This is a genomic window from Bradyrhizobium cenepequi, from assembly GCF_020329485.1.
GTDB lineage: Bacteria > Pseudomonadota > Alphaproteobacteria > Rhizobiales > Xanthobacteraceae > Bradyrhizobium > Bradyrhizobium cenepequi.
Map to the genome: position 1 here is coordinate 148918 of NZ_JAGKJI010000024.1, position 26068 is coordinate 174985.

The 26068-nt window shown below is 64.7% G+C and carries 21 protein-coding genes; 12 read left to right on the top strand and 9 right to left on the bottom strand.

The annotated features are described in order from the left end of the window. Nucleotides 1-223: 223 nt before the first annotated feature. The 4 genes from J6497_RS24035 to J6497_RS24050 form a co-directional block, all read right to left on the bottom strand. Entirely contained in the window at nucleotides 224-589 is a 366-nt protein-coding gene (locus tag J6497_RS24035; protein ID WP_225706754.1) for a hypothetical protein, read from the bottom strand. Between the two features lie 478 nt (nucleotides 590-1067). Beyond that, the gene (gene galE, locus J6497_RS24040) at nucleotides 1068-2072 is read right to left on the bottom strand and encodes a UDP-glucose 4-epimerase GalE (RefSeq protein ID WP_376708263.1); all 1005 of its coding nucleotides are present in this window, start codon (nucleotides 2070-2072) and stop codon (nucleotides 1068-1070) included. Between the two features lie 219 nt (nucleotides 2073-2291). After that, a complete protein-coding gene (locus J6497_RS24045) occupies nucleotides 2292-2501 on the bottom strand; it encodes a hypothetical protein (protein WP_225706756.1) in 210 nt (69 codons plus the stop codon). A gap of 127 nt (nucleotides 2502-2628) precedes the next feature. Continuing rightward, nucleotides 2629-3018 carry a VanZ family protein gene (locus tag J6497_RS24050; protein ID WP_225706757.1) on the bottom strand — a complete coding sequence of 130 codons (390 nt, stop codon included), beginning with the start codon at nucleotides 3016-3018 and terminating at the stop codon, nucleotides 2629-2631. Nucleotides 3019-3263: 245 nt separating this feature from the next. Between J6497_RS24050 and J6497_RS24055 the strand changes: the two genes are divergently transcribed. The 12 genes from J6497_RS24055 to J6497_RS24110 all read left to right on the top strand — a co-directional run bounded on the left by J6497_RS24055 (nucleotide 3264) and on the right by J6497_RS24110 (nucleotide 20034). Further along, nucleotides 3264-3935, top strand: a complete 672-nt coding sequence (locus tag J6497_RS24055; RefSeq protein WP_225706758.1) for a response regulator transcription factor — start codon at nucleotides 3264-3266, stop codon at nucleotides 3933-3935. Nucleotides 3936-4051: 116 nt separating this feature from the next. After that, nucleotides 4052-5425: an ATP-binding protein gene (locus tag J6497_RS24060; RefSeq protein WP_225706759.1), complete on the top strand. Its 1374-nt coding sequence runs from the start codon at nucleotides 4052-4054 to the stop codon at nucleotides 5423-5425. A 130-nt stretch (nucleotides 5426-5555) separates the two neighbouring features. Beyond that, on the top strand, nucleotides 5556-6959 hold the full coding sequence (locus tag J6497_RS24065; RefSeq protein WP_225706760.1) for a hypothetical protein: 1404 nt from the start codon (nucleotides 5556-5558) through the stop codon (nucleotides 6957-6959). Nucleotides 6960-7190: 231 nt separating this feature from the next. Continuing rightward, nucleotides 7191-8297, top strand: a complete 1107-nt coding sequence (gene ccmI, locus J6497_RS24070; protein ID WP_225706761.1) for a c-type cytochrome biogenesis protein CcmI — start codon at nucleotides 7191-7193, stop codon at nucleotides 8295-8297. Between the two features lie 29 nt (nucleotides 8298-8326). Further along, nucleotides 8327-8815, top strand: coding sequence for a cytochrome c maturation protein CcmE (gene ccmE / locus J6497_RS24075; protein ID WP_225706762.1), 489 nt, complete (start codon nucleotides 8327-8329; stop codon nucleotides 8813-8815). Further along, nucleotides 8812-10794 (top strand): heme lyase CcmF/NrfE family subunit, encoded by a 1983-nt coding sequence (locus J6497_RS24080; protein WP_225706763.1) that lies wholly within the window; start codon nucleotides 8812-8814, stop codon nucleotides 10792-10794. The genes ccmE and J6497_RS24080 overlap by 4 nt, the downstream gene beginning before the upstream one ends. After that, nucleotides 10794-11291: a cytochrome c-type biogenesis protein gene (locus J6497_RS24085; protein ID WP_225706764.1), complete on the top strand. Its 498-nt coding sequence runs from the start codon at nucleotides 10794-10796 to the stop codon at nucleotides 11289-11291. Before J6497_RS24080 ends, J6497_RS24085 begins: the two co-directional genes overlap by 1 nt. Before the next feature lie 176 nt (nucleotides 11292-11467). Further along, entirely contained in the window at nucleotides 11468-12811 is a 1344-nt protein-coding gene (locus J6497_RS24090; protein WP_225706765.1) for a methyl-accepting chemotaxis protein, read from the top strand. A gap of 230 nt (nucleotides 12812-13041) precedes the next feature. Further along, nucleotides 13042-14628, top strand: coding sequence for a Do family serine endopeptidase (locus J6497_RS24095; protein WP_225706766.1), 1587 nt, complete (start codon nucleotides 13042-13044; stop codon nucleotides 14626-14628). A 324-nt stretch (nucleotides 14629-14952) separates the two neighbouring features. Further along, nucleotides 14953-15633 carry a response regulator transcription factor gene (locus J6497_RS24100; protein ID WP_027581499.1) on the top strand — a complete coding sequence of 227 codons (681 nt, stop codon included), beginning with the start codon at nucleotides 14953-14955 and terminating at the stop codon, nucleotides 15631-15633. Beyond that, on the top strand, nucleotides 15617-17077 hold the full coding sequence (locus J6497_RS24105) for a HAMP domain-containing sensor histidine kinase (RefSeq protein WP_225706767.1): 1461 nt from the start codon (nucleotides 15617-15619) through the stop codon (nucleotides 17075-17077). The genes J6497_RS24100 and J6497_RS24105 overlap by 17 nt, the downstream gene beginning before the upstream one ends. After that, nucleotides 17074-20034 (top strand): bifunctional [glutamine synthetase] adenylyltransferase/[glutamine synthetase]-adenylyl-L-tyrosine phosphorylase, encoded by a 2961-nt coding sequence (locus J6497_RS24110; protein ID WP_225706768.1) that lies wholly within the window; start codon nucleotides 17074-17076, stop codon nucleotides 20032-20034. The genes J6497_RS24105 and J6497_RS24110 overlap by 4 nt, the downstream gene beginning before the upstream one ends. Nucleotides 20035-20091: 57 nt before the next feature. On the opposite strand, the gene J6497_RS24115 is transcribed toward J6497_RS24110, so the two are convergent. From J6497_RS24115 to J6497_RS24135, 5 genes are read right to left on the bottom strand one after another with little or no spacing between them, the layout of a single operon-like run. Then, the gene (locus J6497_RS24115) at nucleotides 20092-20304 is read right to left on the bottom strand and encodes a formate dehydrogenase subunit delta (protein WP_225706769.1); all 213 of its coding nucleotides are present in this window, start codon (nucleotides 20302-20304) and stop codon (nucleotides 20092-20094) included. Continuing rightward, on the bottom strand, nucleotides 20294-21124 hold the full coding sequence (gene fdhD, locus J6497_RS24120; RefSeq protein WP_225706770.1) for a formate dehydrogenase accessory sulfurtransferase FdhD: 831 nt from the start codon (nucleotides 21122-21124) through the stop codon (nucleotides 20294-20296). Before fdhD ends, J6497_RS24115 begins: the two co-directional genes overlap by 11 nt. Nucleotides 21125-21126: 2 nt before the next feature. Beyond that, on the bottom strand, nucleotides 21127-24003 hold the full coding sequence (gene fdhF, locus J6497_RS24125; protein WP_225706771.1) for a formate dehydrogenase subunit alpha: 2877 nt from the start codon (nucleotides 24001-24003) through the stop codon (nucleotides 21127-21129). A 9-nt stretch (nucleotides 24004-24012) separates the two neighbouring features. After that, entirely contained in the window at nucleotides 24013-25569 is a 1557-nt protein-coding gene (locus J6497_RS24130) for a formate dehydrogenase beta subunit (RefSeq protein WP_225706772.1), read from the bottom strand. Next, nucleotides 25566-26042, bottom strand: coding sequence for a formate dehydrogenase subunit gamma (locus tag J6497_RS24135; RefSeq protein WP_225706773.1), 477 nt, complete (start codon nucleotides 26040-26042; stop codon nucleotides 25566-25568). The genes J6497_RS24130 and J6497_RS24135 overlap by 4 nt, the downstream gene beginning before the upstream one ends. Between the last annotated feature and the right edge of the window lie 26 nt (nucleotides 26043-26068).

Genomic DNA, 26068 nt, shown 5'->3' on the forward strand with positions numbered 1-26068 from the left:
CAATGTCGTGACGGCTCTTATCAAAGCTCATTTCCTACCGAAATGTTAATTGTTTCAGAGGGAGTAGCCTCCGCCCTGTCTCCTTGAAAGTTCCCCGCAGCAAGAAACGGCGACTGCAGAATGGGCGGAGATGCAACGAGTTCTGGCGGTTGCCGCCAGCTTCGCGATCGGCGGCAGCAGGATGAGGATTTAATCGGCACGCAATGAAACTGCGCGGGGCCATTCAGCGGATCAAATTCGATGCGCCGATATCATCCACGCAGTTTGTCATATGCGGGTCGTGCGGCATTTGCGCATCGCGGCTCCGATTGCAACTGCCGCTTTCCGTGGGCGGATGGACAGCAACGCGGGTTGCCCGCACCTGCGAAATGGCGAAGCCAGTGAACGATCCGAACAGGTATCCGCCATGGAGGGTAAGCGTGCCGATCGCAAAGCAGGTGAGGCTCTCGAGCAGCGTCAAGGAAAGGACCGGGACGCTCAGGAGTATGATTGCGCCGGTCGCAAGCGTCAGCGGCAGAAGGACAGGCACCCTAAAGCGCAATCCGAAGACGGCGCCAAAGAGAAAGCTGCATACCGCGACCTGAGCCATACGAGGCACTCCCGTTTCGGAGTGTCGGTCGCAGACCTTAAAACGCGCTTAATTCGGCAGGCAGATCGCGGCATGCTGGGATTTGCAAAGCCCATTTTTGCATTGTTGCAAAATTAGAATTCCGCTGCTAGTAACCTCCTGTTTATTTTACATTTTAAATAGTATCGTACAGGTAAGTATATGAGTGGTTGTAAGGTTATTTCAGCCGAGGCTTTGGTCGAACGAGTCGAGCTGATGACTCGCCGTATTGCTCAACTTCACAATCTTCGCAAACTGGTGCGTGAGGCCGAAGGGATCGCGCTTGCGAGGCGAGCGAAACATATCAGGCCGCGAAGCGCCAGGCGACGAAATCGTAGGCACACAAGTCGGTCGCTGTACCCCAACGGGCCAGCTTGTCCGATCTCAGTGGTTCGCCACCTGCATCAATATCAGCCAGCGTCCCTGCGCGTCCGGGCGAACGATTAGGAATGCGTCACGATCAGCAATATCCGTTGGGATTATTGCTCTGCCATCGCCAATGGTCTGCGCACATCGTATCAAGCGATCTCGTCGCTTTCCATCCGATTAGCTGCGATGCGGTTTCGGTCGCGGCGTAGTAGGCATCGATGTCGCCCGCCCGGCGTGGCTTGATCTCATAGGGTATGGCGCCGCCGCACGTTTTTTCGAAGGCGCGAACCACTTCGAGCACGCTGCTGCCGCTACCCGTTCCGAGATTGACTGCGAAGCATTTCGGGCTGCCCAGTGCCTTCAGTGCGGACAGGTGTCCGAGCGCCAGGTCCATGACATGGATATAGTCGCGAACGCCTGTCCCATCCGGCGTATCGTAGTCTGCGCCCCATATGTTCAATCGCTCGCGTCGCCCGATTGCGACCTGGGCCACGAAGGGGACCAGATTGTTGGGGACCCCCCGGGGATCCTCGCCAATCAAGCCGCTCTCATGCGCCCCGACCGGATTGAAATAGCGCAAGATGGCGATCCTCCAACTCGGGTCGCTGACATATTGGTCGCGGAGCATCTCCTCTATGATGAGCTTGGTCCGTCCATAGGGGTTCACGGGATTGAGGGGATGGTCTTCGGTGTAGGGCAGAAACTTCGGGGTACCGTAGACGGTGGCTGATGAGCTGAACACGATGGTCTTGACGCCCGACCGTTGCATCGCGCGAAGCAGCCGGTGCGATCCAATGACGTTCTGATCGTAATATTCGAGCGGCTCCGCAACGGAGTCCTGAACCGACTTCAGCCCGGCAAAATGCATCACCGCCGTGCAGTTGTGTTGCGTCAATACCTGCTCGATCGCGCGTTCGTCACGAATATCGCCTTCCACGGCAATCAGTGATTTGCCGCAAATCTGCTGCACGCGCTGCAGGGCAATCGGACTGCTGTTGGAGAAATTATCGAATACGACGACATCTTCCCCTCCGGCTAGCAAGGCTACGCAAGCATGCGAGCCGATATAGCCGGCCCCGCCGGTCACAAGGATCATCGTCATTCTCCGCTAGATCGAGTTCTCAAGGAGCGGTCCCGCGGCGCAGACAGTCACTACAATCTAGAGCTGTCGGAAGCCAATGTTCGATGCGAGGGTTAGACAGCGGGATAGAAGCCGCCCTGTCAAGGTTGACCCGAGAGAATTCTGGTGCGGTTGTTAACTCTGGTCCGGCCGGCGATGGCTGAGATAGAATTGCCGCAGCAAATACCGCCCCAGCTAGAGCGCCGCGCCCGTCCCGTTGATGTCCAGGCCGACATCGAACAAATCTCGGCGCTCGGACAACGCCAGGCTGCGCAATTCTCCGAGCGTGCCGCGAGCAGCCGAACAATGGCTGCATCTGACGATCGCGGAGGGCGGGGCGAGTTCGCCGTGGTCGATCACCACGCCGATGCTGTCGCATTCAATGCATACGAGCTGAAAACTCATTTTCGAAATTCAATCCACCGGACGCTGTAAATTATCGACGAAGCAAGCCTCATGCCACCAATGCATCGCCGTGCGGCCGAGGTTATCCGGACGATCGTGGCATTTCAATGTGACGTCTGTTTTAACCCTAAGGCTGCAGCGCGGACGGCGGCTCCTGCGCGGCGTCGGGACGGATTCCCTTGAAGCGGTTGAGGGGGCCGCGCAGCAGCAATTCCACGAAATGGGCGACGGCAATCCCGGCGAGCCCGCCGCCGACCTTGACCAGCGCGTCGATGAGACGGCCGTGCCTGTCCGGCGTCAGCAGTTGCAGGGCTTCCAGCGCGAACGCGCTGCAGACGACGACCGCGATGATCAGGAGCAGCCGGCTGGGATAGCCGCGCACGAACGCAAATCCCATCAGCGCGAACGCTGCGAAATGTTCGAACTGGGGACCTGCGACGACAGGGCGGTCTTGAAGCGGGGAAAGCGTCGCGAAGGCAATGAAGGCGAGCACCAGCCAGGCGCCAACCAGGGACATTCGTTGGTTCATAGGTTGTTGCTAGGCAAAAACCGGGCCGAGCTCAACCCACACCGCATCGCCGGCGTCCGCATGGCAGCGCTATCAGTTGTTATCGTTAACTCCGGCGGCTGTTCAGGCGGTCCAAATCTGCTATCAAGCCGCGGAAATGAATAAAAGTAACATGGCACCGTCTCCTGTTCATAGCCCGTTCACGCCGGTGGACCTCATCATAGCTATGTTGCGGCTCACCATCGGAGGCCAAATTGCGCCTGCTTGTCGTTGAGGATGATCCGGATCTCAACCGCCAGCTTACGACTGCGCTGACGGATGCCGGTTATGTGGTCGATCGCGCTTTCGACGGCGAGGAGGGGCACTATCTCGGCGACAGTGAGCCCTACGACGCCGTCGTCCTTGACATCGGTCTGCCGAAGATGGACGGCATCTCGGTGCTGGAAGCCTGGCGGCGCAACGGCCGAGTCATGCCGGTCTTGATCCTGACGGCGCGCGACCGCTGGAGCGACAAGGTACAGGGCTTCGACGCCGGCGCCGACGACTACGTCGCAAAACCCTTCCATATGGAAGAGATATTGGCACGAATCCGCGCGCTGCTGCGCCGCTCCGCCGGCCACGCTCAATCCGAATTGACCTGCGGCCCGGTGACACTGGATACCCGCACCGGCCGCGTCAGCGTCTCCGGTAACCCGGTGAAGATGACCTCGCACGAATACCGGTTGCTCGCCTATCTGATGCATCACACCGGGCGCGTGGTGTCGCGCACCGAACTGGTGGAGCATCTCTACGACCAGGACTTCGACCGCGATTCGAACACCATCGAAGTGTTCGTCGGACGCATCCGCAAGAAACTCGACGTCGACATCATCCAGACCGTCCGCGGCCTCGGCTATCTCCTGACGCCGCCGCCGAACGGCGCCTAACCGCCCAGGCGCCGCTGGCCGCCGGGCTTACTTTTTGATCGGAGCATGATTTTATCCGAAAATCGGTGCCTACCTCGCATCAAGCGCGGGGCTGGCTTTTTCGGGATCATGTTCTGATGCGTGGAAGCTCGCTCGCCACCCGCCTGTTCCTGTCGGCAACCGCATGGCTGGTAGTGATCCTGGCGATCACTGGCTTCGTCCTGTCCTCGGTGTATCGCGATGCGACGGAGCGCGCGTTCGATCGCCGCCTCAACCTCTATCTCCGCACCCTCATTGCCGAAGTCGCCACCCCCGACGAGCCGGCGGACCATCAGTTCCAACTCGGCGAGCCCCTGTTCGAATTGCCGCTATCCGGCTGGTACTGGCAGATCTTGCGTACCGATGTGGAGAAGGGCGAGACGCGCGCCTCGCGGTCGCTGTGGGACAAGAAGCTGCCGAAACTGGAGAATCAGGGCTTTGAGCTGACCGCCGCCGGCGTCCGCCTCGGCTATGTCGATGGCCCCGAGGGACAGACGCTGCGCATGGTGGAGCGCCCGGTCGATCTTGGCAGCGACGGCAAATTCCTGGTGAGCGTCGCCGGTGACGCCAGCGAGATCTTCGACGAGACGCGCAGCTTTGACTACTATCTCGGCGGCACCTTCACCGCGCTCGGCATCGTGCTGTTGCTGACCACGGTGTTCCAGGTCCGTTTCGGCCTGGCGCCGCTCAAGCGCATTTCGGAGGCGATCGCCGATATCCGCTCCGGCCGTGCCGAGCGGCTCGAGGGCCGGTTTCCTGTGGAGATCGCGCCGCTCGCGCGCGAGACCAATGCGCTGATCGACGCCAACCGCGAGATCGTCGAGCGAGCGCGCACCCATGTCGGCAATCTCGCCCACGCGGTCAAGACGCCGTTGTCGGTGATCTTCAACGAGGCCTCCACGCATGCGGCCGAGCCCTTCGCCGCCAAAGTGCTGGAGCAGGCCGAAGTGATGCGCGACCAGGTTGCGCATCACCTGGAGCGCGCCCGCATCGCCGCGCGCGTCACCATCGTTGCCACCGTCACCGAAGTGGCGCCGGCGATCGAGGCGCTGCGGAGGACCATGGAGAAGATCCATCGCGACCGCGCCATCACGATCGAGCTGAAGGCTGACCCGTCTGCGAAATTCCGCGGCGAGCGCCAGGACCTCGAGGAGATGGCCGGCAACCTCGTCGACAACGCCTGCAAATGGGCGGCCTCGCAGGTCTTCATCCAGGTACTGGTCGAGCCGCCGGCGGAGCCGGGCGCCGGCCCGCGGCTGCATATCATCGTCGACGATGACGGGCGCGGATTGTCGGCCGCCGAGCGGGCCCAGGTATCGCGGCGCGGCCAGCGGCTCGATGAATCCAAGCCGGGCTCGGGGCTCGGGCTCTCGATCGTCACCGATCTCGCCGGGCTCTATGGCGGCAGCCTGTCGCTTCGCAACGCGCCGATCGGCGGCTTGCGGGCGGAGCTGGAATTGCCGGGAGTTTAAAAGCCGAGGAGCCGCTGCGACGGCCGCCCGTGCATCATTTCCTAAACGCCTTCTTAACGCGCGCCCTCCTATCATGCCGAGCGGACGCGTTCCTGCGTCGCCATCACGAGCATTCGATCACCCCAGGCCAATGAGCCAGACACCAATCGAGCGGCTGAGGGATTATCTCGCGCAGCTTCCACCGCAGTCGCAGGCGCTGCTGATGCGCGAGTTCGAACGCGCGGTGGAGCGCGGCGAGGATGTCAACGTCGCCACCCTCGTGCTCGAACAATTGCGCAAGATCGTGCGCCGCGCCGAGGAGGAGGAGACACACCCCCGCGGCGATGATCCGGCGCGCCTGTTATTCCGTCCGCTCGAGCCGTTCCTGGCCGAAGGCAATTTCCCGATCCGGCCAGGACAGGTCCGCCGTGCCTCGCTGCTGCCGATATGGCAGTGGCTCGGCCGGGAAGGCGCGCCTGAATCGACCCGCGAATTCGAGGCCGCGCTGGCAAAGGCGCACGGCAGTGGCGCTACTTCGGCAGCCGAGGCCGCAGCCCGCAAATATCAGCTCGCTGCAGCGGAGGCGATCGTGAAGGTCGCGACGCCGGTGCCGGGCGACGACAAGCAGCGGGCGCTGTCGCGCATCGGCCCGCCCAACGTCGTCGAGGACCTGCTGTCGATCGGGCAGGTGTTGCGTGCGCGCGAGGCGCTGGAGACGCTCGGCAGCCGTCTTCCGGCCCAGCTCCGGATGTTCGGCGACACCCAGATCGGCTCCGTCACTGCGGCGCTCAACGTCCCCTCGCTGCAGACGCCGCAGTTGCTTCCCTTCGCGCTATCGCTGGTGATGCAGCGGTTGGTCGCGCCTTGGCAGATCATCCGCCTCGCGATCAAGATGGCGGCCTCCGACGACGAGATCCGCGTCGCCGCCACGCCCTATGGCACCGCTGTCACGATCGCCTTGCACGATCTCTCCTATCTCGCGGCCTGCCTGCGCAGCGATATCCGGCGCGGTCATCTCGACAATGTCGGGGACCAATTGAAGATGCTGCATGACGGTGTACGCGGCTTGCGAACAGAGCTCGACCTGCGCAACGATTCCACTTGGGGCAAGCAGTTGACGTCGATCCGGGCCGACATCTCCAACTCGCTGCAATCGGAGATCGACAGCGTTCCCGGCCGGGTCCGCCGTATCCTGCGCCAGCGCGCGGACAAGGACATCTCCGCCGCCGTCCGCATAGATCCGACCGAAGTCGAGGAGGTCGCCGCCCTGATTGATTTCGTCGCGGTATGCCGCATCTATGCGAGCGAGCTTGCGATCAACGAGGTGACGCTGCGGACCTATTCCGACCTGCAGCAATATGTCGAGCAGTCCACGGAGGCGCTGGTGCAGTCTTTGCGCGCCGGCGACCACAGGGTACGTGGCTATCGGCAGCAGCAGGCCAGCGCGGCGATCCGGTTCTGCGAGGTCCTGTTCGGCCATGACTACGCTTCGCTGATGAACCGCGCCGCGGAAAACGCGTTGACGGGCGAGCGCAAATCCTCCCGCGCCGGCTGATCCTTGAGCTTTGATAAGTTTTGATGGGTTTCCTTCCGCGAGCCGATGTCCGGTTTGCGCGAAAACGCCCGCAATCATCCCTCCGGATGGTGAAAACGCCCGCAATCATCCCTCCGGATGGTTACGTAGGGCGGTTCCGATCCAGCAATTGTCAATTGCTCCGCTTCCCGCCGGTAGTGTAAACGGCACATCGGCACCAGCTTTCGGTGCCGTTCGCCCGGGAACTCGTTGATGACACTGTGGTTTGTGTTCGCGCTGATGACGGTCGCGGCGATCTTCGCCGTGCTATGGCCGCTCGGTCGCGCGACGCCTGCGACATCGGGCGGCAGCGAGGCCAATGTCTACAAGGACCAACTCGGCGAGATCGAGCGCGATCTTGGCTCGGGCATGATCGGGGCGTCAGAAGCCGAAGCGGCGCGGGTCGAGATCGGCCGACGCTTGCTCGCCGCCGTTGACGACGAGGCCGCCGCGGCTCCGAAAGCGAATCTGCGGCTGCGGCGCTCGGCCGCCGTGGCGGCGCTGGTGGGGCTGCCGGTGATGGCGGCGGCGGTCTATCTCGCGCTGGGCTCGCCACAGCTCAGCGATGTTCCACTCGCCGCGCGTAGCCGCCCTGCAGACGTCAATCAGCCGCTCGCCAACCTGGTGGCGCAGGTGGAAGCGCATCTTGAGAAGAATCCAACCGACGGCCGCGGCTGGAACGTGCTGGCGCCGGTGCTTTCAAGGCTCGGCCGTTACGACGATGCCGTGCGCGCCTATCGCAACTCGATCACCTATAACGGCGACAGTTCTGAGCGCCGTGCCGATCTTGGCGAAGCGCTGACCGGTGCGGCCGGTGGCGTCGTCACGGCGGAGGCCAAGGCCGAATTCGAGCGCGCGGTGGCGCAAAATGCCGGCGACCCCAAGGCCAACTATTTCCTCGGGCTCGCCGCCGAGCAGGACGGCCGCAAGGCCGACGCCGCCTCGATCTGGCGCGCGATGCTGGCCAAGGCGCCGGCGGATGCGCCATGGCGATCGCTGGTGCAGACCTCGCTGGTGCGCGTTGGCGCCGCCCCTGCCGCGCCCGCGCTATCCGATGATGCCATGGCCGCGGCCAAGGACATGAGCGCGGACGACCGCTCCGCGATGATCCGCGGCATGGTCGATCGGCTCGCCACGCGCCTGAAGCAGGACGGCAACGATGTCGAGGGATGGCTGCGGCTGGTGCGCGCCTATATGGTGATGGGCGAGCGCGACAAGGCAGTTGCCGCGCGCACCGATGCCCGCCAGGCGGTTGCCAATGATGCCGAGCGCTTGCGCCAGCTCAATGAAGGCCTGAAGAATCTCGGGCTGGATGGATGACATTCGCACAAACAGGACCATAGGGAACCATGACGCGTAAGCAGCGGCGTTTGGTGATGATCGGCGGCTCGCTGGCGGTGCTCGCGGTGGCGGCTGCGCTCGTGCTCAACGCCTTGCGCGATTCCATCGTGTTCTTCTCCACGCCTTCGATGGTCGCCGAAAAGCATATCGCCGCCGGGAAGCGGTTCCGCCTCGGCGGCCTGGTGCAGCCGGGCTCGCTCAAGCGCGGCGACAACCTCGCCGTGACGTTTGAGGTCGCCGACGGCAGCGCCGCGCTGCCGGTCGCCTACAAGGGAATTCTGCCGGACCTGTTCCGTGAAGGGCAGGGGGTCGTCGCCGAGGGCGCGCTGGATCAATCCGGCGTGTTCCGCGCCGACACTGTGCTCGCCAAGCATGACGAGACCTACATGCCCAAGGAAGTCGCCGACGCCCTGAAGAAGCAGGGCCACTGGAAGGACGATTACGGCAAGCCCAGCGCGTCGGCCGAGACGCAGCAGGTGAAGGGGGTGATGCGTTGATCGCGGAAGCCGGACACTATGCGCTGGTGCTGGCGCTCGGGCTGGCGCTGATCCAGTCGGTCGTTCCGATGCTCGGCGCGCGCTGGGGCGATGTCGCGCTGATGAACGTCGCGCGCTCCACCGCGCTCGCGCAGCTGCTGTTCGTTGGCGCCTCGTTCACCGCGCTGGTGATGCTGCACGTGACCTCGGATTTCTCCGTCGTCAACGTGTTCGAGAATTCGCATTCGATGAAGCCGCTGATCTACAAGATCACCGGCGTCTGGGGCAATCATGAAGGATCGATGCTGCTGTGGGTGTCGATCCTGGCGCTGTTCGGCGGCCTCGTCGCCGCTTTCGGCAACAATCTGCCGCTGACCTTGCGCGCGCATGTGCTTGCGGTGCAGGCCTGGATCGCAAGCGCCTTCTATTTCTTCATCCTGCTGACCTCGAATCCGTTCCTGCGTATCGCCAATCCGCCGATCGAGGGCAGGGACTTGAATCCGGTGCTGCAGGACGTCGGCCTCGCCGTGCATCCGCCGATGCTCTATCTCGGCTATGTCGGCTTCTCGATTTCGTTCTCCTTCGCGGTCGCCGCCCTGATCGAGGGCCGCATCGATGCCGCCTGGGCCCGCTGGGTGCGGCCATGGACGCTGCTGGCCTGGATCTTCCTCACGCTTGGCATCGCGATGGGCTCGTACTGGGCTTATTACGAACTCGGCTGGGGCGGCTGGTGGTTCTGGGATCCCGTCGAGAACGCGTCGCTGATGCCCTGGCTCGCCGGCACCGCGCTCTTGCATTCCGCGGTCGTGATGGAAAAGCGCAACGCGCTCAGGGTCTGGACCATCCTGCTGTCGATCCTGACCTTCTCGCTGTCGCTGCTTGGCACCTTCCTGGTCCGCTCGGGCGTCCTGACCTCGGTGCATGCCTTTGCGACCGATCCGGCACGCGGCGTGTTCATTCTGCTGATCCTCTGCCTGTTCATCGGCGGCAGCCTGTCGCTCTATGCGGCCAGGGCCACGTCGTTGAAGCAGGGCGGCCTGTTCGCGCCGATCTCGCGCGAGGGGGCGCTGGTGCTCAACAATCTCTTCCTGACCACGGCCTGCGCGACCGTGTTCATCGGCACGCTCTATCCGCTGGCGCTCGAGGTCCTGACCGGCGACAAGATCTCGGTCGGCGCGCCGTTCTTCAACCTGACCTTCGCGCCGCTGTTCGTGCCGTTGATGATCGCGGTGCCGTTCGGCCCCTCGCTGGCCTGGAAGCGTGGTGACCTGCTCGGCGCTGCTCAGCGGCTGACCGCGGCCGGCATCTTAGCGCTGATTGCGATCGCGGTGCTGTGGGCCTGGACGCGCGGCGGCTCTAGCTTTGCGCCGCTTGCGATCGGGCTTGCGGTATTCGTCGTCGCCGGCGCGCTTACCGACCTCGCCGAGCGCATCGGGCTGTTCCGGCTGCCGTTCGGCACGTCCGTGCAGCGGGCGCGTGGCTTGCCGCGCGCGGCCTGGGGAACGGCATTCGCCCATGCCGGCGTCGGTATTGCGCTGATCGGGATCGTCTGTGAGACCACCTGGAACAGCGAATATATCGGCACCCTGAAGCCGGGCGACATCGCGAAAGTCGCCGGCTACGAATTGAAGCTCGATGACATCGGCCAGCGCCAGGGGCCGAATTTTCGCGAGATGGTGGCGCGGTTCACAGTCGGGCGCGACGGCAATACCCTCAGCGTCATGACCCCGTCGAAGCGCAATTTCACCACACGCGGCGCATCCACCACCGAGGCCGCGCTGCTGACGCGCGGCGCGAGCCAGCTCTATATCTCGCTCGGCGATATCGCCGCTGACGGCGGCATTGCCGTGCGCATCTACCACAAGCCGATGGTGCTCCTGATCTGGTTCGGCCCAGTGCTGATGGCTTTTGGCGGCCTGTTGTCGCTGTCGGACCGGCGCCTGCGCGTCGGCGCGCCGAAGCCGGCGAAGGCCGCGCGCGCATTGCAGGCGGCAGAGTGATGCGCAGGGCGCTCGCCGTTCTTGCCCTCGCGCTGGCCGTATCCGTCGCCGCTCCGGCTTTTGCCGTGCAGCCCGACGAGATCATGGCCGATCCCGCCAAGGAAGCGCGGGCGCGCGAGCTGTCGCGCGAGCTGCGCTGCATGGTGTGTCAGAACCAGTCGATCGACGATTCCGAGGCGCCGCTGGCGCGCGACCTCCGCATCCTGGTCCGCGAGCGGATCGCGGCCGGCGATAGTGACCGGCAGGTGATCGATTTTCTGGTGGCACGCTATGGCGAATTCGTCCTGCTGAAGCCGCGCTTCAACCCACACACGCTGTTGCTCTGGTTGGTGCCGCCGCTGGTGCTGGTCGGAGGCGGCGTGACGCTTTGGCGGTTCGGCCGCCGCCGGCCAGCCGCCTCGACGGCGGCCGCCACCGGCGCTCATCTCACCCCTGAGGAGGAGAGCCGGTTGGCTGCGCTGATGTCAGAGGAAGCGCCGGGGGAAAGGCGGACCTGACTACGTACTGTTACGTAGGTTCGCACGCGTCGGCATCCGCGGCGGCATTCATCTAATTTTGACCTTTTGTGCGGAACTTTGCCGCGTCCCTTCCTCCAGAACATGATCGACGAAGATCGTGTTCACAAAGAGATAGAGCGTGATGATGCTTCGTCGTAACGCTCTTGAGCAAGCCGATGTTTTCCAACAGTAATCTGACTATCCGCTTCCTCGTCGCATCCGTCGTCATTGCACTTCTGATGTTGCTGGGGATCGGCGGCGGCACGGGCTTTATCGCCGTGCTCTACCTCAACAACGAGATCACCGCGCTTGCGGCGGAGTTCAAATCGCTCAGCGGGTCCGGCCGCGAGCATGCCATGCAGATCTATCAGGAAGCGCAGACCGCGTTTTCCTACTTCCTGATCGCCTGCGCCGCGATTGCGGTGATCGCGATTACGGTTTGCCTGATGACTTATTTCGCGGTTCGGAACGGCGTGATGCGGCCACTGGCCGCCATCGTGCATGCGATGCGCGAGGTGGCCGAACAGAAATACGAGACGCCGATCCCGGGCCTCGGCCGAGGCAATGAAATCGGCCTGCTCGCCGGCGCGCTCGAAGTGTTCAAGACCAACGGGATCGAACGCCAGCGGCTGACCGAGCAGGAGCTGAGCGACGCGCACAACCAGCGCGAGCGCACCCGCTATCTGGACGAGAAGATCTGCGACTTCAACGGCCTCGTCGCCAATGTCGTCGACAGTGTTGCGGCATCGGCCGTTCGCCTCAGGGGCAACGCCGAAACGCTGTCGCGTGCTGCCAATGAGACCAGCGAGAAGGCGAGCGCGGTTGCCAGTGCAGCCGGCCAGGCCAGCACCAGCGTGCAGACGGTGGCGGCTTCCGCAGAGCAGATGACGACCTCGATTGCAGCCATCAGCCAGCGCGTTACCGACGCCACCCAGCGCGCCGAGGGCGCGGTGGCGCAGGCGCGTCAGAGCGCCGACACCATCCATGCGCTCTCGGACGCGGCCGAGAAGATCGGGGCCGTCGTGCAATTGATCCAGACGGTGGCCTCCCAGACCAACCTCCTGGCGCTCAACGCCACCATCGAAGCCGCGCGCGCCGGCGAGGCCGGCAAGGGATTTGCGGTGGTCGCCTCCGAGGTGAAGAACCTCGCGAGCCAGACCAGCAAGGCGACCGAAGAGATCTCGCAGCAGGTCGCGAGCATCCAGGCGATCACAGCAGAAACCCGCGGCGCCATCGACGGAATCTCGAACACGATCGCGGACATCAGCTCGATCATGTCGGGCATCGACGTCGACACCGCACGCCAGCGCAACGCCACGCAGGACATCTCCAGGAGCGTCCAGGATGCGGCGAGGGGAACCATGGACGTCACCAACCACATCGTCCAGATCACCACCACCTCGTCCGGCACCGGGCGCATGGCCGGCGAGGCCAAGGATTCAGCGGTCGACCTGTCGCAACAGGCGGACATTCTCAAACGCGAGGTCGAGGGCTTCATTGCCAGCGTCAGGGCGGGCTGACGGCTCGCTTTTTCGACCCTGGAACCGCTCGACGAAAGCCGGCCGCGAGCGCTGCAGCTCGCGGCTAACTCATTGGTACATCTGCGATATTCTGCCGCACCCGGTTTCATCTCTATTACGAAAGTTTAATTCCGCAGCCAGCGCGCCGTAAGGCTGACATCCCCATGTTTGGTCAGGTCCGGTGCTTGCCCTCGCACCACTTCGAATTCTGGCTCTTGGAGATTTTAGGAATGACCGAACGACCCACCGATCTTTCGTCTCTGCCGTCTTCCCGCGCGCCCCGGCGCTCGCTGTTGTCGGCCCGCAGATTTGCGTTGATGGCTTCGGTCGTCGCCGGCCTTGGCGTCTCCGCCTATGGGTTGAGCCCGCAGCACATGCCGAGCGATCTGTTTGCAGGCCCGGCGCAGGCGCAGGTCAACAACGAGGTCCGCAAAGTCCAGCAGCCGATCGGCTTTGCCGACATTGTCGAGCGTGTGAAGCCGTCGGTGATTTCGGTGAAGGTCAATATCGGCGAAAAGCTCGCCAAGGACGACAGCAATGACGACTCGCCGTTCCCGCCGGGTTCGCCGATGGAGCGCTTCTTCCGTCGCTTTGGTGGACAGGACGGGTTCCCCCCGGGTCTGCGCGGCGGACCGCGTGGCCGTGGCATCGTGACCGGCCAGGGTTCGGGTTTCTTCATTTCCGCTGACGGCTACGCCGTGACCAACAATCACGTCGTCGATGGCGCCGACAAGGTCGAGGTTACGACTGATGACGGCAAGACCTATAAGGCCAAGGTGATCGGCACCGATGCCCGTACCGACATTGCGCTGATCAAGGTTGAGGGCGGTTCCAACTTCCCGTTCGCCAAGCTGTCCGACGGCAAGCCGCGGATCGGCGACTGGGTGCTGGCGGTCGGCAATCCCTTCGGGCTCGGTGGCACCGTCACCGCCGGCATCGTCTCGGCCTCCGGCCGCGACATCGGCAACGGCCCGTATGACGATTTCATCCAGATCGACGCACCCGTGAACAAGGGCAACTCCGGTGGCCCGGCATTCGACGTCTCCGGTGAGGTGATGGGCGTCAACACCGCGATCTACTCGCCCTCCGGCGGCAGCGTCGGCATCGCCTTCTCGATCCCGGCTCCGACGGTGAAGAACGTGGTCGCCCAGCTCAAGGACAAGGGCACGGTGAGCCGCGGCTGGATCGGCGTCCAGATCCAGCCGGTGACCTCCGATATCGCCGACAGCCTCGGCATGAAGAAGGCCGAAGGCGCACTGGTGGCGGAACCCCAGGCCAATGGCCCGGCGGCCAAGGCCGGCATCGAGTCTGGCGACGTCATCACCGCCGTCAACGGCGAGCCGGTGAAGGATGCGCGCGAGCTCGCCCGCACCATCGGCGGCCTGCCTCCCGGCAACGCGGTGAAGCTCAATGTCCTGCACAAGGGCACGGAGAAGACCGTCAACCTCACGCTTGGGCAGTTGCCGAACACGGTGGAAGCCAAGGCCGATAACGACAACAGCGATCGTGGTGGTCCTTCCTCCCGCGGCACCGATGTGCCGAAGCTCGGCTTGACGGTGGCCCCCGCCGACAGCGTGGCCGGCGCCGGAAAGGATGGCGTCGTGGTGACCGAGGTCGACCCGAAGAGCGCTGCGGCCGAGCGCGGCTTCAAGGAAGGCGATGTCATTCTTGAAGTTGCCGGCAAGAACGTCACCAGCGCCGGTGATGTGCGTGATGCGATCACCTCCGCACGGAACGATAACAAGAACAGCGTTTTGATGCGTGTGAAGAGCGGCGGTTCGTCGCGCTTCGTGGCAGTGCCGCTGGCCAAGGGTTAGTTAAGAGATGGAAGGCGTCGCCGGCAATCGTCGCCCCCGCCGGCGGCCCTTCCTGGGGAGCGAGCCCCAACGCTCGCTCCCTGTTGCTACCTTCCGGTGGAATGCGCCCCCCTCCGTCGGAAGGCCTAGGGCGGTGAAGTCCCCCAGCTTCACCGCCCACTCTTTCCCCTCCGGCATGATCCGGAAAAGCGCAAGCCGCCTTTCCGGAACGATCATGCAAAACAACGCGAGCGAGCGCGGCCGTCTTGCATGTGCAGGGCGGCCGCGCCATGGTGAGAGAAAGCCAATTCCGTGACCGCCACCGCACCTGCAGCCGCACCCCAGATGCGCCTCCTGATTATCGAAGACGACCGCGAATCCGCCGACTATCTCGTCAAGGCGTTCCGCGAAGTCGGCTATATCGCCGATCTCGCCGACGACGGCGAGGAGGGGCTGTCGATGGCCGAGAGCGGCGACTATGACGTCCTCGTCGTCGACCGCATGCTCCCGAAGCGGGACGGCCTGTCCCTGATCGGCACGCTGCGCGAGAAGGGGAACCGTACGCCGGTGTTGATCCTCTCCGCACTCGGCCAGGTGGACGACCGCATCAAGGGCCTGCGCGCCGGCGGCGACGATTACCTGCCGAAACCCTATTCATTCGCCGAGCTTTTGGCGCGCGTCGAAGTGCTGTCGCGCCGCAATGTCGGCCCGGCGGAAGAGACGGTCTATCGCGTCGGCGATCTCGAGCTCGACCGCCTGTCGCATCGCGTCGCCCGCGGCAAGGACGAGCTGACGCTGCAGCCGCGCGAGTTCCGCCTGCTCGAATATCTGATGAAGCATGCGGGCCAGGTGGTGACGCGCACCATGCTGCTGGAGAATGTCTGGGACTATCACTTCGATCCGCAGACCAACGTCATCGACGTTCACATCTCGCGCCTGCGCTCCAAGATCGACAAGGGTTTTGAGCGGCCGTTGCTGCACACGATCCGCGGCGCCGGATACATGATCCGTGACGGCATTCGGTAAACTGATCCGCACCACGGCGTTCCGACTGACGCTGGTCTATCTGTTTTTGTTCGCGCTGTTTGCCGCTTCGCTGCTCGGCTATTTCGCGTGGAATACCCGCCGCCTGATCACTGAGCAGATCACCTCCACGGTCAATGCCGAGGTCGGCGAGGTCACCGAGATCTACAACCGGCGCGGCCTGCGCGGCCTGGTGTTTACCATCGGCAACCGGGCGCTGAGGCCGGGTGCCAATCTCTATCTCGTGACCGCACCGAACGGGCAGGCGATCGCCGGCAATGTCGGCTCGCTGGCGCCGGGCGTGATGGGAATCGAGGGCTGGACGGAGACGGCCTATCGGCGGCTTGACGACAATGACAATACCGATCACCGCGCGCTGGTGCGGGTCACCGAGATGACCAACGGCTTCCGGCTGTTGATCGGGCGCGACCTGGAGGAGCGACGGAGGCTGTTCGGCATCGTCGCGAAAGCCGCGCAATGGTCGATTTTGGTGGTGGTCGTGCTCGGCATCGGCGGCGGCATCTTTGTCGCGCGGCGGGTGCTGCAGCGGATCGATGCCATGACCGGCACCGCCCAGCGCATCATGGCGGGCGATCTCTCCGACCGCCTGCCGGTCGGCCGCAGCGGCGACGAGCTCGACCGGCTCGCCGAGAACCTCAACGCCATGCTGGAGCGGATCGAGGCGCTGATGACGGGGCTGAAGGAAGTCTCCGACAATATCGCCCACGATCTCAAGACCCCGCTGACGCGCTTGCGCAACCGCGCCGAGGAAGCATTGGCGCGCGCCGGCAGCGAGGCCGGTTACCGGGCTGCGCTGGAGCGCACCATCGAGGAATCCGACGGCCTGATCCGCACGTTCAATGCGCTCTTGATGATCGCGCGCGCGGAGTCCGGGCAGGCGCGCGGCAACATGGATGATTTCGACGCCGCCGAGGTCGCCGCCGGCATCCACGAACTCTACGAGCCGCTTGCCGAGGACGGCGGGATGAGCCTGCATGTGGTGACCGGACCCAGCCCGCTCCATGGCAACCGTGAATTGATCAGCCAAGCGCTCGCCAACCTCGTCGAGAACGCGATCAAATATGGCAAGCCGGTGGTGCAGCCGATCGACCCGGAGGCCGCCGCTGCGGCCAAGGAGATCCTGATCGAGGCGCGGCGCGAGGACGATTCGGTGCTGCTCAGCGTCGCCGACCACGGCCCCGGCATTCCCGAGGCCGACCGCAAGCATGTGGTGGAACGATTCGTCCGGCTCGAGGCAAGCCGCACGCTGCCCGGTTCCGGACTAGGGCTAAGCCTCGCTTCGGCGGTCGCGACACTGCACGGCGGCGAGCTCAGGCTCGGCGACGCCGATCCCGGCCTTATTGCGACCCTGGTGCTCCCGGCGCGCGCCGGCGCGGCTGACAGGCTTGCAGGCCAAACACAGGATGTGCCACAGAAGGCGGCATGAACGCTTCCGCGCCGGGCTCCGCGGGACATCGTCTGGCCGCGCGGTTCGCGGACGGACCGCATGTGTCCGCGCCCATCCACGCCGAACAGCGCCTGACAGACTGGCTCGCCGAGCTCGAGCCGGCGCAATCAGCCGCGCTGGGCGAACTGCTCGGCTATCCCTTCGCCAAGCGTATCCTGCTTGGCATTGCGGAATTTTCGCCGTTCCTGTTCGAGCTGGTGCGTGCCGATCCGGCACGGCTGATCCGGCTGCTCTCCTGCGACCCCGAAGCGCATCTGGCCTCCCTGATCGAGAAGACCTCGCATGACGTGTTCGCCGCCTCAGGCGAGACCGAGGTGATGCATTTGCTCCGCCGCATGAAGGCGGAGGCGGCGCTCCTGATCGCGCTCTGCGACATCGGCGGCGTCTGGCCGGTCACGCGGGTCACCGCCGCACTGACCGACCTTGCGGTCACCGCCGTGCAATCGGCGCTGCGCTACCTGCTGCGCCAGGAGATGGCGCGCGGCCGCCTCCATGCGCCCGACCCTGACCATCTCGAAGCGGGCAGCGGCCTGATCGTGCTCGCGATGGGCAAGATGGGCGCGGGCGAACTGAACTATTCCAGCGATATCGATCTCATCGTGTTCTACGATCCGGCTGCGACTTCGCTGGCCGATGATATCGAGCCGCAGCCGTTCTTCGTCCGCGTCACTCAGTCAATGGCGCGCATGCTGCAGCAGCGCTCCGGCGAGGGTTATGTGTTCCGTGTCGACCTGCGGCTGCGGCCTGATCCGGCCTCGACGCAGGTCGCGATCTCGACCGATTCGGCGCTGAGCTACTACGAGCGGGAAGGACGGACCTGGGAACGCGCGGCGATGATCAAGGCACGCCCTTGCGCCGGCGACGGCAAAGCGGGCGAGGTATTGCTTGCGGAGATCGCCCCCTTTGTCTGGCGCAAGCATCTGGACTTCGCCGCGCTTGCCGATGTCCACGACATGAAGCGGCAGATGCAGACCTATCGCGGCCAGAGCGAGATCGCGGTCGAGGGGCACAACGTCAAGGTCGGCCGCGGCGGCATCCGCGAGATCGAGTTCTTTGCCCAGACCCAGCAGTTGATCGCGGGCGGGCGGCATCCGGAATTGCGGGTGCGGCCGACGCTCGAGGCGCTCGCCGTGCTCGCCTCCAGCAACTGGATCACTTACGAGGCGCGCGACGAACTCACCGCGGCCTATCAGTTCCTGCGCCGCGTCGAACACCGCTTGCAGATGATCGCCGACGAGCAGACGCACACGCTGCCGGAGGATTCCGCTGCGATTGAACGCTTCGCTCATTTCCTCGGCTATACGAGCAGGGCCACCTTCGCGATGGAATTGCTCGCGCATCTCAAGATCGTGCAGGGCCACTACGCCAAGCTGTTCGAGGGCGATGAGCCGACCGGTACGGCAAAGCTGCCGAAGCTGGACTACGATGCCGGCGCTGAAGACCAGCGGCTGCTCGAGCATCTCGCCAATCTCGGCTTCGAGAAGCCGGTGGCGGTCGCAATGACCGTGCAGCATTGGATCGAAGGCGACTATCGCGCGCTGCGCGTGGAAGCGACGCGCAACGCCTTCCTCGAATTCATTCCTGGCCTGATCGACGGCCTCGCGCATGCCGAGGAGCCGGACGCTGCGGTTGCGGCGTTCGACCGTTTCCTCGGCGCACTGCAGCGCGGCGGGCGGCTGATCACGCTGCTCAGCCAGAACCGCGACCTGGTCGCGCTGGTCGCGCTGATCCTCGGTGCCGCGCCGCGGCTCGGCGACATGCTGGCGCGGCAGCCTCAGATCATGGACGGGTTGATCGACCCGCGCTTCTTCGGCGCGATGCCGGACCAGCGCGAATTGTCGGACCGACTCGCGACAACGCTCAAGGACGCGGATTCCTACGAGGATTTCCTCGACCGCTTGCGGCTGTTCGGCCAGGAGAGCCTGTTCCTGATCGGCACGCGGATTCTCTCCGGCACCGTGTCGGCGCAGCAGGCGAGCGTCGCCTTTGCTGATGTGGCGGAAGGCATCGTGCACACCGTGCATGGCCTTGTCACCGATCAGTTTGCCACGCAATACGGCCGCATCAAGGACCAGGAGACCGCCATCCTCGCCATGGGCCGGCTCGGCAGCCGTGAGATGACGGCGTCCTCCGACCTCGACCTGATCCTGCTCTATGACTACGACCACGAACATCCGGACTCCGACGGCGACCGCGCGCTGCACGGCGCGCAGTATTTTGCTCGCTTCACCCAGCGCCTGATCTCTGCCTTCACGACGCGGACCAATTACGGCGTGCTCTATGAGGTCGATATGCGGCTGCGCCCGTCGGGCCGCGCCGGTCCGCTGGCGTCGCGGCTCGATTCCTTCGCCGAATATCAGGAGCACGAGGCCTGGACCTGGGAACACATGGCGCTGACGCGCGCCCGTGTGATCTCGTCATCGCCGGCGTTCCGCGAGAAGATCGAACGCATCATCCGCGGCGTGCTGACGCGCAAGCGCGATGCGGGCAAGACCGCCAACGACGTCCTCGAGATGCGCCGTGCGATCGCGCTCGAGAAGGGCGAGGACGACGTCTGGGACTTAAAGCTCGCCGCCGGCGGCCTCGTCGACATCGATTTCATCGCGCAATATCTGCAGCTCGTGCACGCCGCCGACAAGCCCGACATCCTCAGCGTCTCCACGATGCAGGTGCTCGACAACGCCGCAAAGCTTGGCGTGCTCGGCCAGTCGGAGGCCGAGGTGCTGCGCTCGGCCGCGCGGCTCTATCACGACCTGACGCAGATCTTGCGGCTGTGCGTAACCGGCAAATTCAATCCTGAAAGCGCCGGCGAGGATTTGTTGCGGGTGATGGCGCGGGCAGGGGACACGCCGGATTTCTCCGCCCTGGAAGCCCGCGTGCGCGAGACGCAGGGCGAGGTCCGTCGGGTGTTCAACGCACTGGTCGGGGGACGTTGAGCAAACTCGAAACGTAGGGTGGGCACGCTCCGCTTTGCCCGCCCTACAACTACAACTCTACGCCCTCTTCAACTTCTCGAGCGCATCTCGGACATACGGATCAAGCCCCGTGCCGCCGGCGTCGAGATGGGCGAAGATCGCCTTCCGCATCCGCGGGTCCCAGAACTTCTTGATATGCTCGGCAATGCCCGGCACCGCGCGGTCATGCCCCTGGTTCTGGAAGAACTTGCCGATCTGGTTGGCCATGTGGATCAGTCTATCAGGCGACATGGATGGCTTCCCTGCTGTCGGCGTGGGCCGCGATGCGCTCCGCATGCGTGAAGACTTCGAATCCGTCGGTGCGCGCGATTGCCGCAAGCGTAATGCCGGCCGCGTCGGCCATGCGCACCGCCATCGCCGTCGGCGCTGACACCGCGACCATCAGCGGTGCGCCGATGGTCGCCGTCTTCTGCACCATCTCGACCGAGACGCGGCTCGTCAACAGCACCATGCCCTCCCTGGCCGACACCTTGGCTTGCGCCAGCGCGCCGGCGAGCTTGTCGAGCGCATTGTGACGGCCGACGTCCTCGCGCAGCGCGACGATGCCGCGCGCGGGCGTCCAGAACGCGGCAGCATGCACCGCGCGTGTGCTGAGGTTGATCGCCTGCAGCGGCGCGATCGCGGCCATCGCGGTCATGATCTCGCGCGGCGAGAAGCTGCGGCCCTTCTGCACGATCGCTGCCGGACGAACCGCTTCCGCGATCGAGTCGATACCACAGAGGCCGCAGCCGGTCGGACCTGCAATATGCCGCCGTCGCTCGTTGATCTGCGCGGCCTTGTCGGGCGCGAGCCACATCCGCAGTTCGATGCCATCATCGAGCTCGATGACATCGAATGTCTCGATTTCGTCGGATGACTGCACGATACCTTCGCTGAGGCTGAAACCGATGGCAAAGTCGCGCAGGTCCTGCGGCGTGCCCATCATCACGGCGTAGGTGCCGCCATTATAGGTCAGCGCCAGCGCCGTCTCTGCGGGGATCTGGCGCGTGCCCTCGCTGAGGCTGCCGTCGCGCCAGACTTGCCGCTCTGCGCTGGTGACGGGATCGTGCATCCTCACTCCGCGGCTTCCACGACCGCCGCAATCCGCCGCGAATGCTTCGCCTGCGCCTCATACGCCTTCTGCCAATCGGACGGACCGTTGGATGGCGAGACCTGCACCGCCGTGACCTTGTATTCCGGACAGTTGGTGGCCCAGTCCGAATAGTCGGTCGTGATCACATTGGCCTGCGTGTCCGGATGGTGGAACGTGGTGTAGACCACACCTGGCGCGACGCGATCGGTGATGAGCGCGCGCAGCGTGGTCTCGCCGGCCCGGCTCTTGAGCCGTATCCAATCGCCGTCGCGCACGCCGCGCTGCTCGGCATCGTGCGGATGGATCTCCAGCCGGTCCTCGCTGTGCCAGACCACATTTTCGGTGCGGCGGGTCTGCGCGCCGACATTGTACTGGCTGAGGATGCGCCCCGTCGTCAGCAGCAACGGGAAGCGCGGGCCGGTGCGCTCGTCGGTCGCGAGATATTCGGTGACAATGAACTTGCCCTTGCCGCGCACGAAGCCGCCGATATGCATCACCGGCGTCCCCTCGGGCGCCTTCTCGTTGCAGGGCCACTGCACCGATCCGAGTTCGTCGAGCTTGGCATAGGAGACGCCGGCGAAGGTCGGGGTCAGTGCCGCGATCTCGTCCATGATCTCGGAGGGGTGGTTGTACTGCATCTCGAAGCCCATCGCCTTGCCGAGTGCGATCGTCACTTCCCAGTCGGCCAGTCCGTTCTTCGGCGTCATCACCTTGCGCACGCGCTGGATACGGCGCTCGGCGTTGGTGAAGGTCCCATCCTTCTCCAGGAAGGTCGAGCCCGGCAGGAACACGTGGGCGTAATTCGCGGTCTCGTTCAGGAAGAGATCGTGGACGATCACGCATTCCATCGCCGAGAGCGCCGCCACCACATGCGAGGTGTTGGGGTCGGACTGCAGGATGTCCTCGCCCTGCACATAGAGGCCCTTGAAGCTGCCTTCGATCGCGGCGTCGAACATGTTGGGGATGCGCAGGCCCGGTTCGGGGTTGAGCTGGACCTTCCACATCGCCTCGAACTGGTCGCGCACGGCGTCGGTCGAGATGTGGCGGTAGCCCGGCAGTTCGTGCGGGAACGAGCCCATGTCGCAGGAGCCCTGCACGTTGTTCTGGCCGCGCAGCGGGTTCACGCCGACGCCGGGGCGGCCGATATTGCCGGTCACCATTCCGAGGTTGGCGATCGCGATCACCGTGGTCGAGCCTTGGCTGTGCTCGGTGACACCGAGCCCGTAATAGATCGCGCCATTGCCGCCGGTGGCGTAGATGCGCGCCGCCTCGCGCAGCGCCTTCGGATCGACGCCGGTCAGGATCGCGGTCGCTTCCGGGCTGTTGTTCGGCTGCGCGACGAACGCCGCCCATTCCTCGAACTCGCTCCAGTCGCAACGCTCGCGCACGAAGGCTTCATTGACCAGGCCCTCGGTGACGATGACATGCGCAAGCGCTGTCATCACAGCGACATTGGTGCCCGGCATCAGCGGCAGATGCAGCGCCTTGAGGTGAGGGGCCTCAACCATCTCGGTGCGCCGCGGATCGATCACGATCAGTTTTGCCCCTTGCCGCAGCCGCTTCTTTAAGCGCGAGGCGAACACCGGGTGGGCGGATGCCGGATTGGCGCCGATCACGATCACGACGTCGGTCTCTTCGACCGAGTCGAAGTCCTGGGTGCCGGCCGAGGTGCCAAAGGTCTGCGACAGGCCATATCCGGTCGGCGAATGACAGACTCGGGCGCAGGTATCGACATTGTTGTTGCCGAAGCCGGCGCGGATCAGTTTCTGCACCAGATAGGTCTCTTCATTGGTGCAGCGGGAAGAGGTGATGCCGCCGACCGCGTCGCGGCCGTATTTCTGCTGGATCGCCTTGAACTTCGCGGCGGCGAACGAGAACGCCTCGTCCCACGACACTTCGCGCCAGGGATCCTCGATCCGCTCGCGGATCATGGGATTGAGGATACGCTCTTTGTGGTTGGTGTAACCCCAGGCGAAGCGGCCCTTGACGCAGGAGTGGCCGCGATTGGCCTTGCCGTCCTTGTACGGCACCATGCGCACCACTTCCTCGCCGCGCATCTCGGCCTTGAAGGCGCAGCCGACGCCGCAATAGGCACACGTGGTCACCACGGAATGCTCGGGCTGGCCGATCTCGATCACCGACTTTTCCGTCAGCGTCGCGGTCGGGCAGGCCTGCACGCAGGCGCCGCAGGAGACGCATTCGGAGCCGAGGAAGCTCTCGCTCATGCCGGGCGAGACGCGGCTGTCGAAGCCGCGGCCGGCGATTGTCAGCGCAAACGTGCCCTGCACCTCCTCACAGGCGCGGACGCAGCGCGAGCAGACGATGCATTTCGAGGGATCGTAGGTGAAGTAAGGATTGGACTCGTCCTTCGGCATCCAGGCCGGATTGACCGCGCCGCCGGACCTGGCGAACACATGGTTGTCGCCCTCATAGCCGTAGCGCACGTCGCGCAGGCCGACCGCGCCGGCCATGTCCTGCAATTCGCAGTCGCCATTGGCGGCGCAGGTCAGGCAGTCCAGCGGATGGTCGGAGATATAGAGCTCCATCACGCCCTTGCGCAGCTTCTTCAGCCGTTCGCTCTGGGTGTGAACCACGAGGCCCGGCGCCACGGGTGTAGTGCAGGAGGCCGGCGTGCCGGCGCGTCCCTCGATCTCGACCAGGCACAAACGGCAGGAGCCGAAGGCGTCGACCATGTCGGTCGCGCAGAGCTTCGGGATTTGTGTGCCGGCCTCCATCGCCGCGCGCATGATGGAAGTCCCCTCGGGCACCGTTATGGCCTGACCATCGATGGTCAGCGTGACCATGGCTTCCGATTTGGCGCGCGGCGTGCCGAAGTCGATTTCCTTGATCAATGACATCACGTCCTCCTATTCCGCGGCCTGCAGGCGGGCCGGTGCCGGGCCGAAATCATCCCGGAAATGCCGGATGGCGCTCAGCACGGGATAGGGCGTGAAGCCGCCCAGCGCGCAGAGCGAGCCGAACTTCATGGTGTTGCAGAGGTCCTCGACGAGGGCGAGGTTTTCGGCCACGCGCTCGCCGTGGATGATCTTCTCGATGGTCTCCACGCCGCGGCTCGAGCCGATCCGGCACGGCGTGCACTTGCCGCAGGACTCGATCGCGCAGAACTCCATCGCAAAGCGCGCCTGCTTGGCCATGTCGACGCTGTCGTCGAACACGACGATTCCGCCATGACCGATCAGTCCGTCGCGCGCGGCGAAGGCCTCATAGTCGAACGGTGTATCAAAGAGAGCGCGCGGGAAGTAGGCGCCCAGGGGGCCACCCACTTGCACCGCGCGCACCGGACGGCCGGTGAAGGAGCCGCCGCCGATTTCGTCGACAAGTTCGCCGAGCGTGATGCCGAAGGCGGTCTCGAACAGGCCGCCATATCTGACATTGCCGGCAAGCTGGATCGGCATCGTGCCGCGCGAGCGGCCCATGCCGAAATCTGCGTAAGCCTTGGCGCCGTTGTCGAGGATGAACGGGATCGCGGCGAACGACAGCACGTTGTTGATCACGGTCGGCCGCTCGAACAGGCCCTTGTGGGCGGGCAGCGGCGGCTTGGCGCGCACAATGCCGCGACGGCCTTCGAGGCTTTCAAGCAGCGAGGTCTCTTCGCCGCAGACATAGGCGCCGGCGCCGACGCGCACTTCGAGATCGAAGTTGTATGTGGAGCCGCCGATGCGCGCACCGAGATAGCCCGCGCGTTTCGCCGCTGCGATCGCGGCGTTCATCGCCTCGACCGCATGCGGATATTCGGAGCGGATGTAGATGTAACCTTTGCCGGCGCCGACCGTGATGCCGGCGATCGTCATGCCCTCGATCACGACAAAGGGATCGCCTTCCATGATCATGCGGTCGGCAAAGGTGCCGCTGTCGCCTTCGTCGGCATTGCAGACAATGTATTTCCGGTCGGCGCTCGCCTGCGCCACCGTCTTCCACTTGATGCCGGTCGGAAAGCCGGCGCCGCCGCGGCCGCGCAGCCCGGAGGCGGTGACGTCGGCAAGGATCTGGTCGGAGGAGAGCGTCAGCGCCCGCTCCAGGCCCCTGTAGCCGCCGTGGGCACGATAATCCTCGACCGAGCGAGGATCGACCACGCCGCAGCGCGCGAAGGTCAGGCGGGTCTGGCGCTTGAGCCAGGGGATATCGTCGGCAATGCCGAGCCGCAGCGGATGCGGGCCATCGGCGGTCATCGCATCGAGCAGCGAGGTCGCGTCCGCAGCGCTCACCGGGCCGAACGCGACCCGGCCCGTCGCTGTCGCGACCTCGACCATCGGCTCCAGCCAATAGAGACCTCGGGAGCCGGTCCTGATAATCTCGATCGGCAAGCCGCGCTTCTCGGCGGCGAGCTCCAAGGCTGTCACGACCTGATCGGCGCCGACGGCGATGGCGCCGGCATCGCGGGGGACAAAGAGCCGCATCGTCATCGCTGCGCCTCCTTGACCAGAGCATCGAGGCGCGCTTCATCGAGCCGGCCGACCACGCGGCCATCCAGCATCGCGGATGGCGCGGTGGCACAGAGGCCGAGGCAGTAGATCGGCTCCAGCGTCACGCGCTCATCGGCCGTAGTGTTGCCGAGCGCAACGCCGAGCTTCACTTCCGCGCGCGCGGCCAGCGCGTCGCCGCCGGCGGCCTGGCAGGCCTCCGCGCGGCAGAGCTTCAACACATGGCGGCCTGCGGGCGCCTTGCGGAAATCGTGATAGAAGGTGAACACGCCGTGCACCTCGGCGCGCGAAAGGTTGAGCGCGGAAGCGACCATCGGGATTGCGGGCTCGGGCACATAGCCGAAGGCGTCCTGCAGGGCGTGCAGCATGACCAGCGTCGCGCCTTCGAGCTTGGCATGCTCGGTGACGATCTCGGCGCCGCGCGCTTCATTCCAGGGTTCGTAGGCCGATGTCATCCATAGCTCTCAAATCGGAGGGTTCT

Coding starts and splice junctions, on each gene's coding strand:
- fdhD (WP_225706770.1), bottom strand. CDS start 21,124: ATGCACGATCCCGTCACCAGCGCAGAGCGGCAAGTCTGGCGCGACGGC.
- J6497_RS24060 (WP_225706759.1), top strand. CDS start 4,052: ATGCGTGGAAGCTCGCTCGCCACCCGCCTGTTCCTGTCGGCAACCGCA.
- J6497_RS24095 (WP_225706766.1), top strand. CDS start 13,042: ATGACCGAACGACCCACCGATCTTTCGTCTCTGCCGTCTTCCCGCGCG.
- J6497_RS24085 (WP_225706764.1), top strand. CDS start 10,794: ATGCGCAGGGCGCTCGCCGTTCTTGCCCTCGCGCTGGCCGTATCCGTC.
- J6497_RS24135 (WP_225706773.1), bottom strand. CDS start 26,042: ATGACATCGGCCTACGAACCCTGGAATGAAGCGCGCGGCGCCGAGATC.
- ccmE (WP_225706762.1), top strand. CDS start 8,327: ATGACGCGTAAGCAGCGGCGTTTGGTGATGATCGGCGGCTCGCTGGCG.
- galE (WP_376708263.1), bottom strand. CDS start 2,072: ATGATCCTTGTGACCGGCGGGGCCGGCTATATCGGCTCGCATGCTTGC.
- J6497_RS24090 (WP_225706765.1), top strand. CDS start 11,468: ATGTTTTCCAACAGTAATCTGACTATCCGCTTCCTCGTCGCATCCGTC.
- ccmI (WP_225706761.1), top strand. CDS start 7,191: ATGACACTGTGGTTTGTGTTCGCGCTGATGACGGTCGCGGCGATCTTC.
- J6497_RS24050 (WP_225706757.1), bottom strand. CDS start 3,018: ATGTCCCTGGTTGGCGCCTGGCTGGTGCTCGCCTTCATTGCCTTCGCG.
- J6497_RS24065 (WP_225706760.1), top strand. CDS start 5,556: ATGAGCCAGACACCAATCGAGCGGCTGAGGGATTATCTCGCGCAGCTT.
- J6497_RS24130 (WP_225706772.1), bottom strand. CDS start 25,569: ATGACGATGCGGCTCTTTGTCCCCCGCGATGCCGGCGCCATCGCCGTC.
- J6497_RS24035 (WP_225706754.1), bottom strand. CDS start 589: ATGGCTCAGGTCGCGGTATGCAGCTTTCTCTTTGGCGCCGTCTTCGGA.
- fdhF (WP_225706771.1), bottom strand. CDS start 24,003: ATGTCATTGATCAAGGAAATCGACTTCGGCACGCCGCGCGCCAAATCG.
- J6497_RS24100 (WP_027581499.1), top strand. CDS start 14,953: ATGCGCCTCCTGATTATCGAAGACGACCGCGAATCCGCCGACTATCTC.
- J6497_RS24110 (WP_225706768.1), top strand. CDS start 17,074: ATGAACGCTTCCGCGCCGGGCTCCGCGGGACATCGTCTGGCCGCGCGG.
- J6497_RS24045 (WP_225706756.1), bottom strand. CDS start 2,501: ATGAGTTTTCAGCTCGTATGCATTGAATGCGACAGCATCGGCGTGGTG.
- J6497_RS24115 (WP_225706769.1), bottom strand. CDS start 20,304: ATGTCGCCTGATAGACTGATCCACATGGCCAACCAGATCGGCAAGTTC.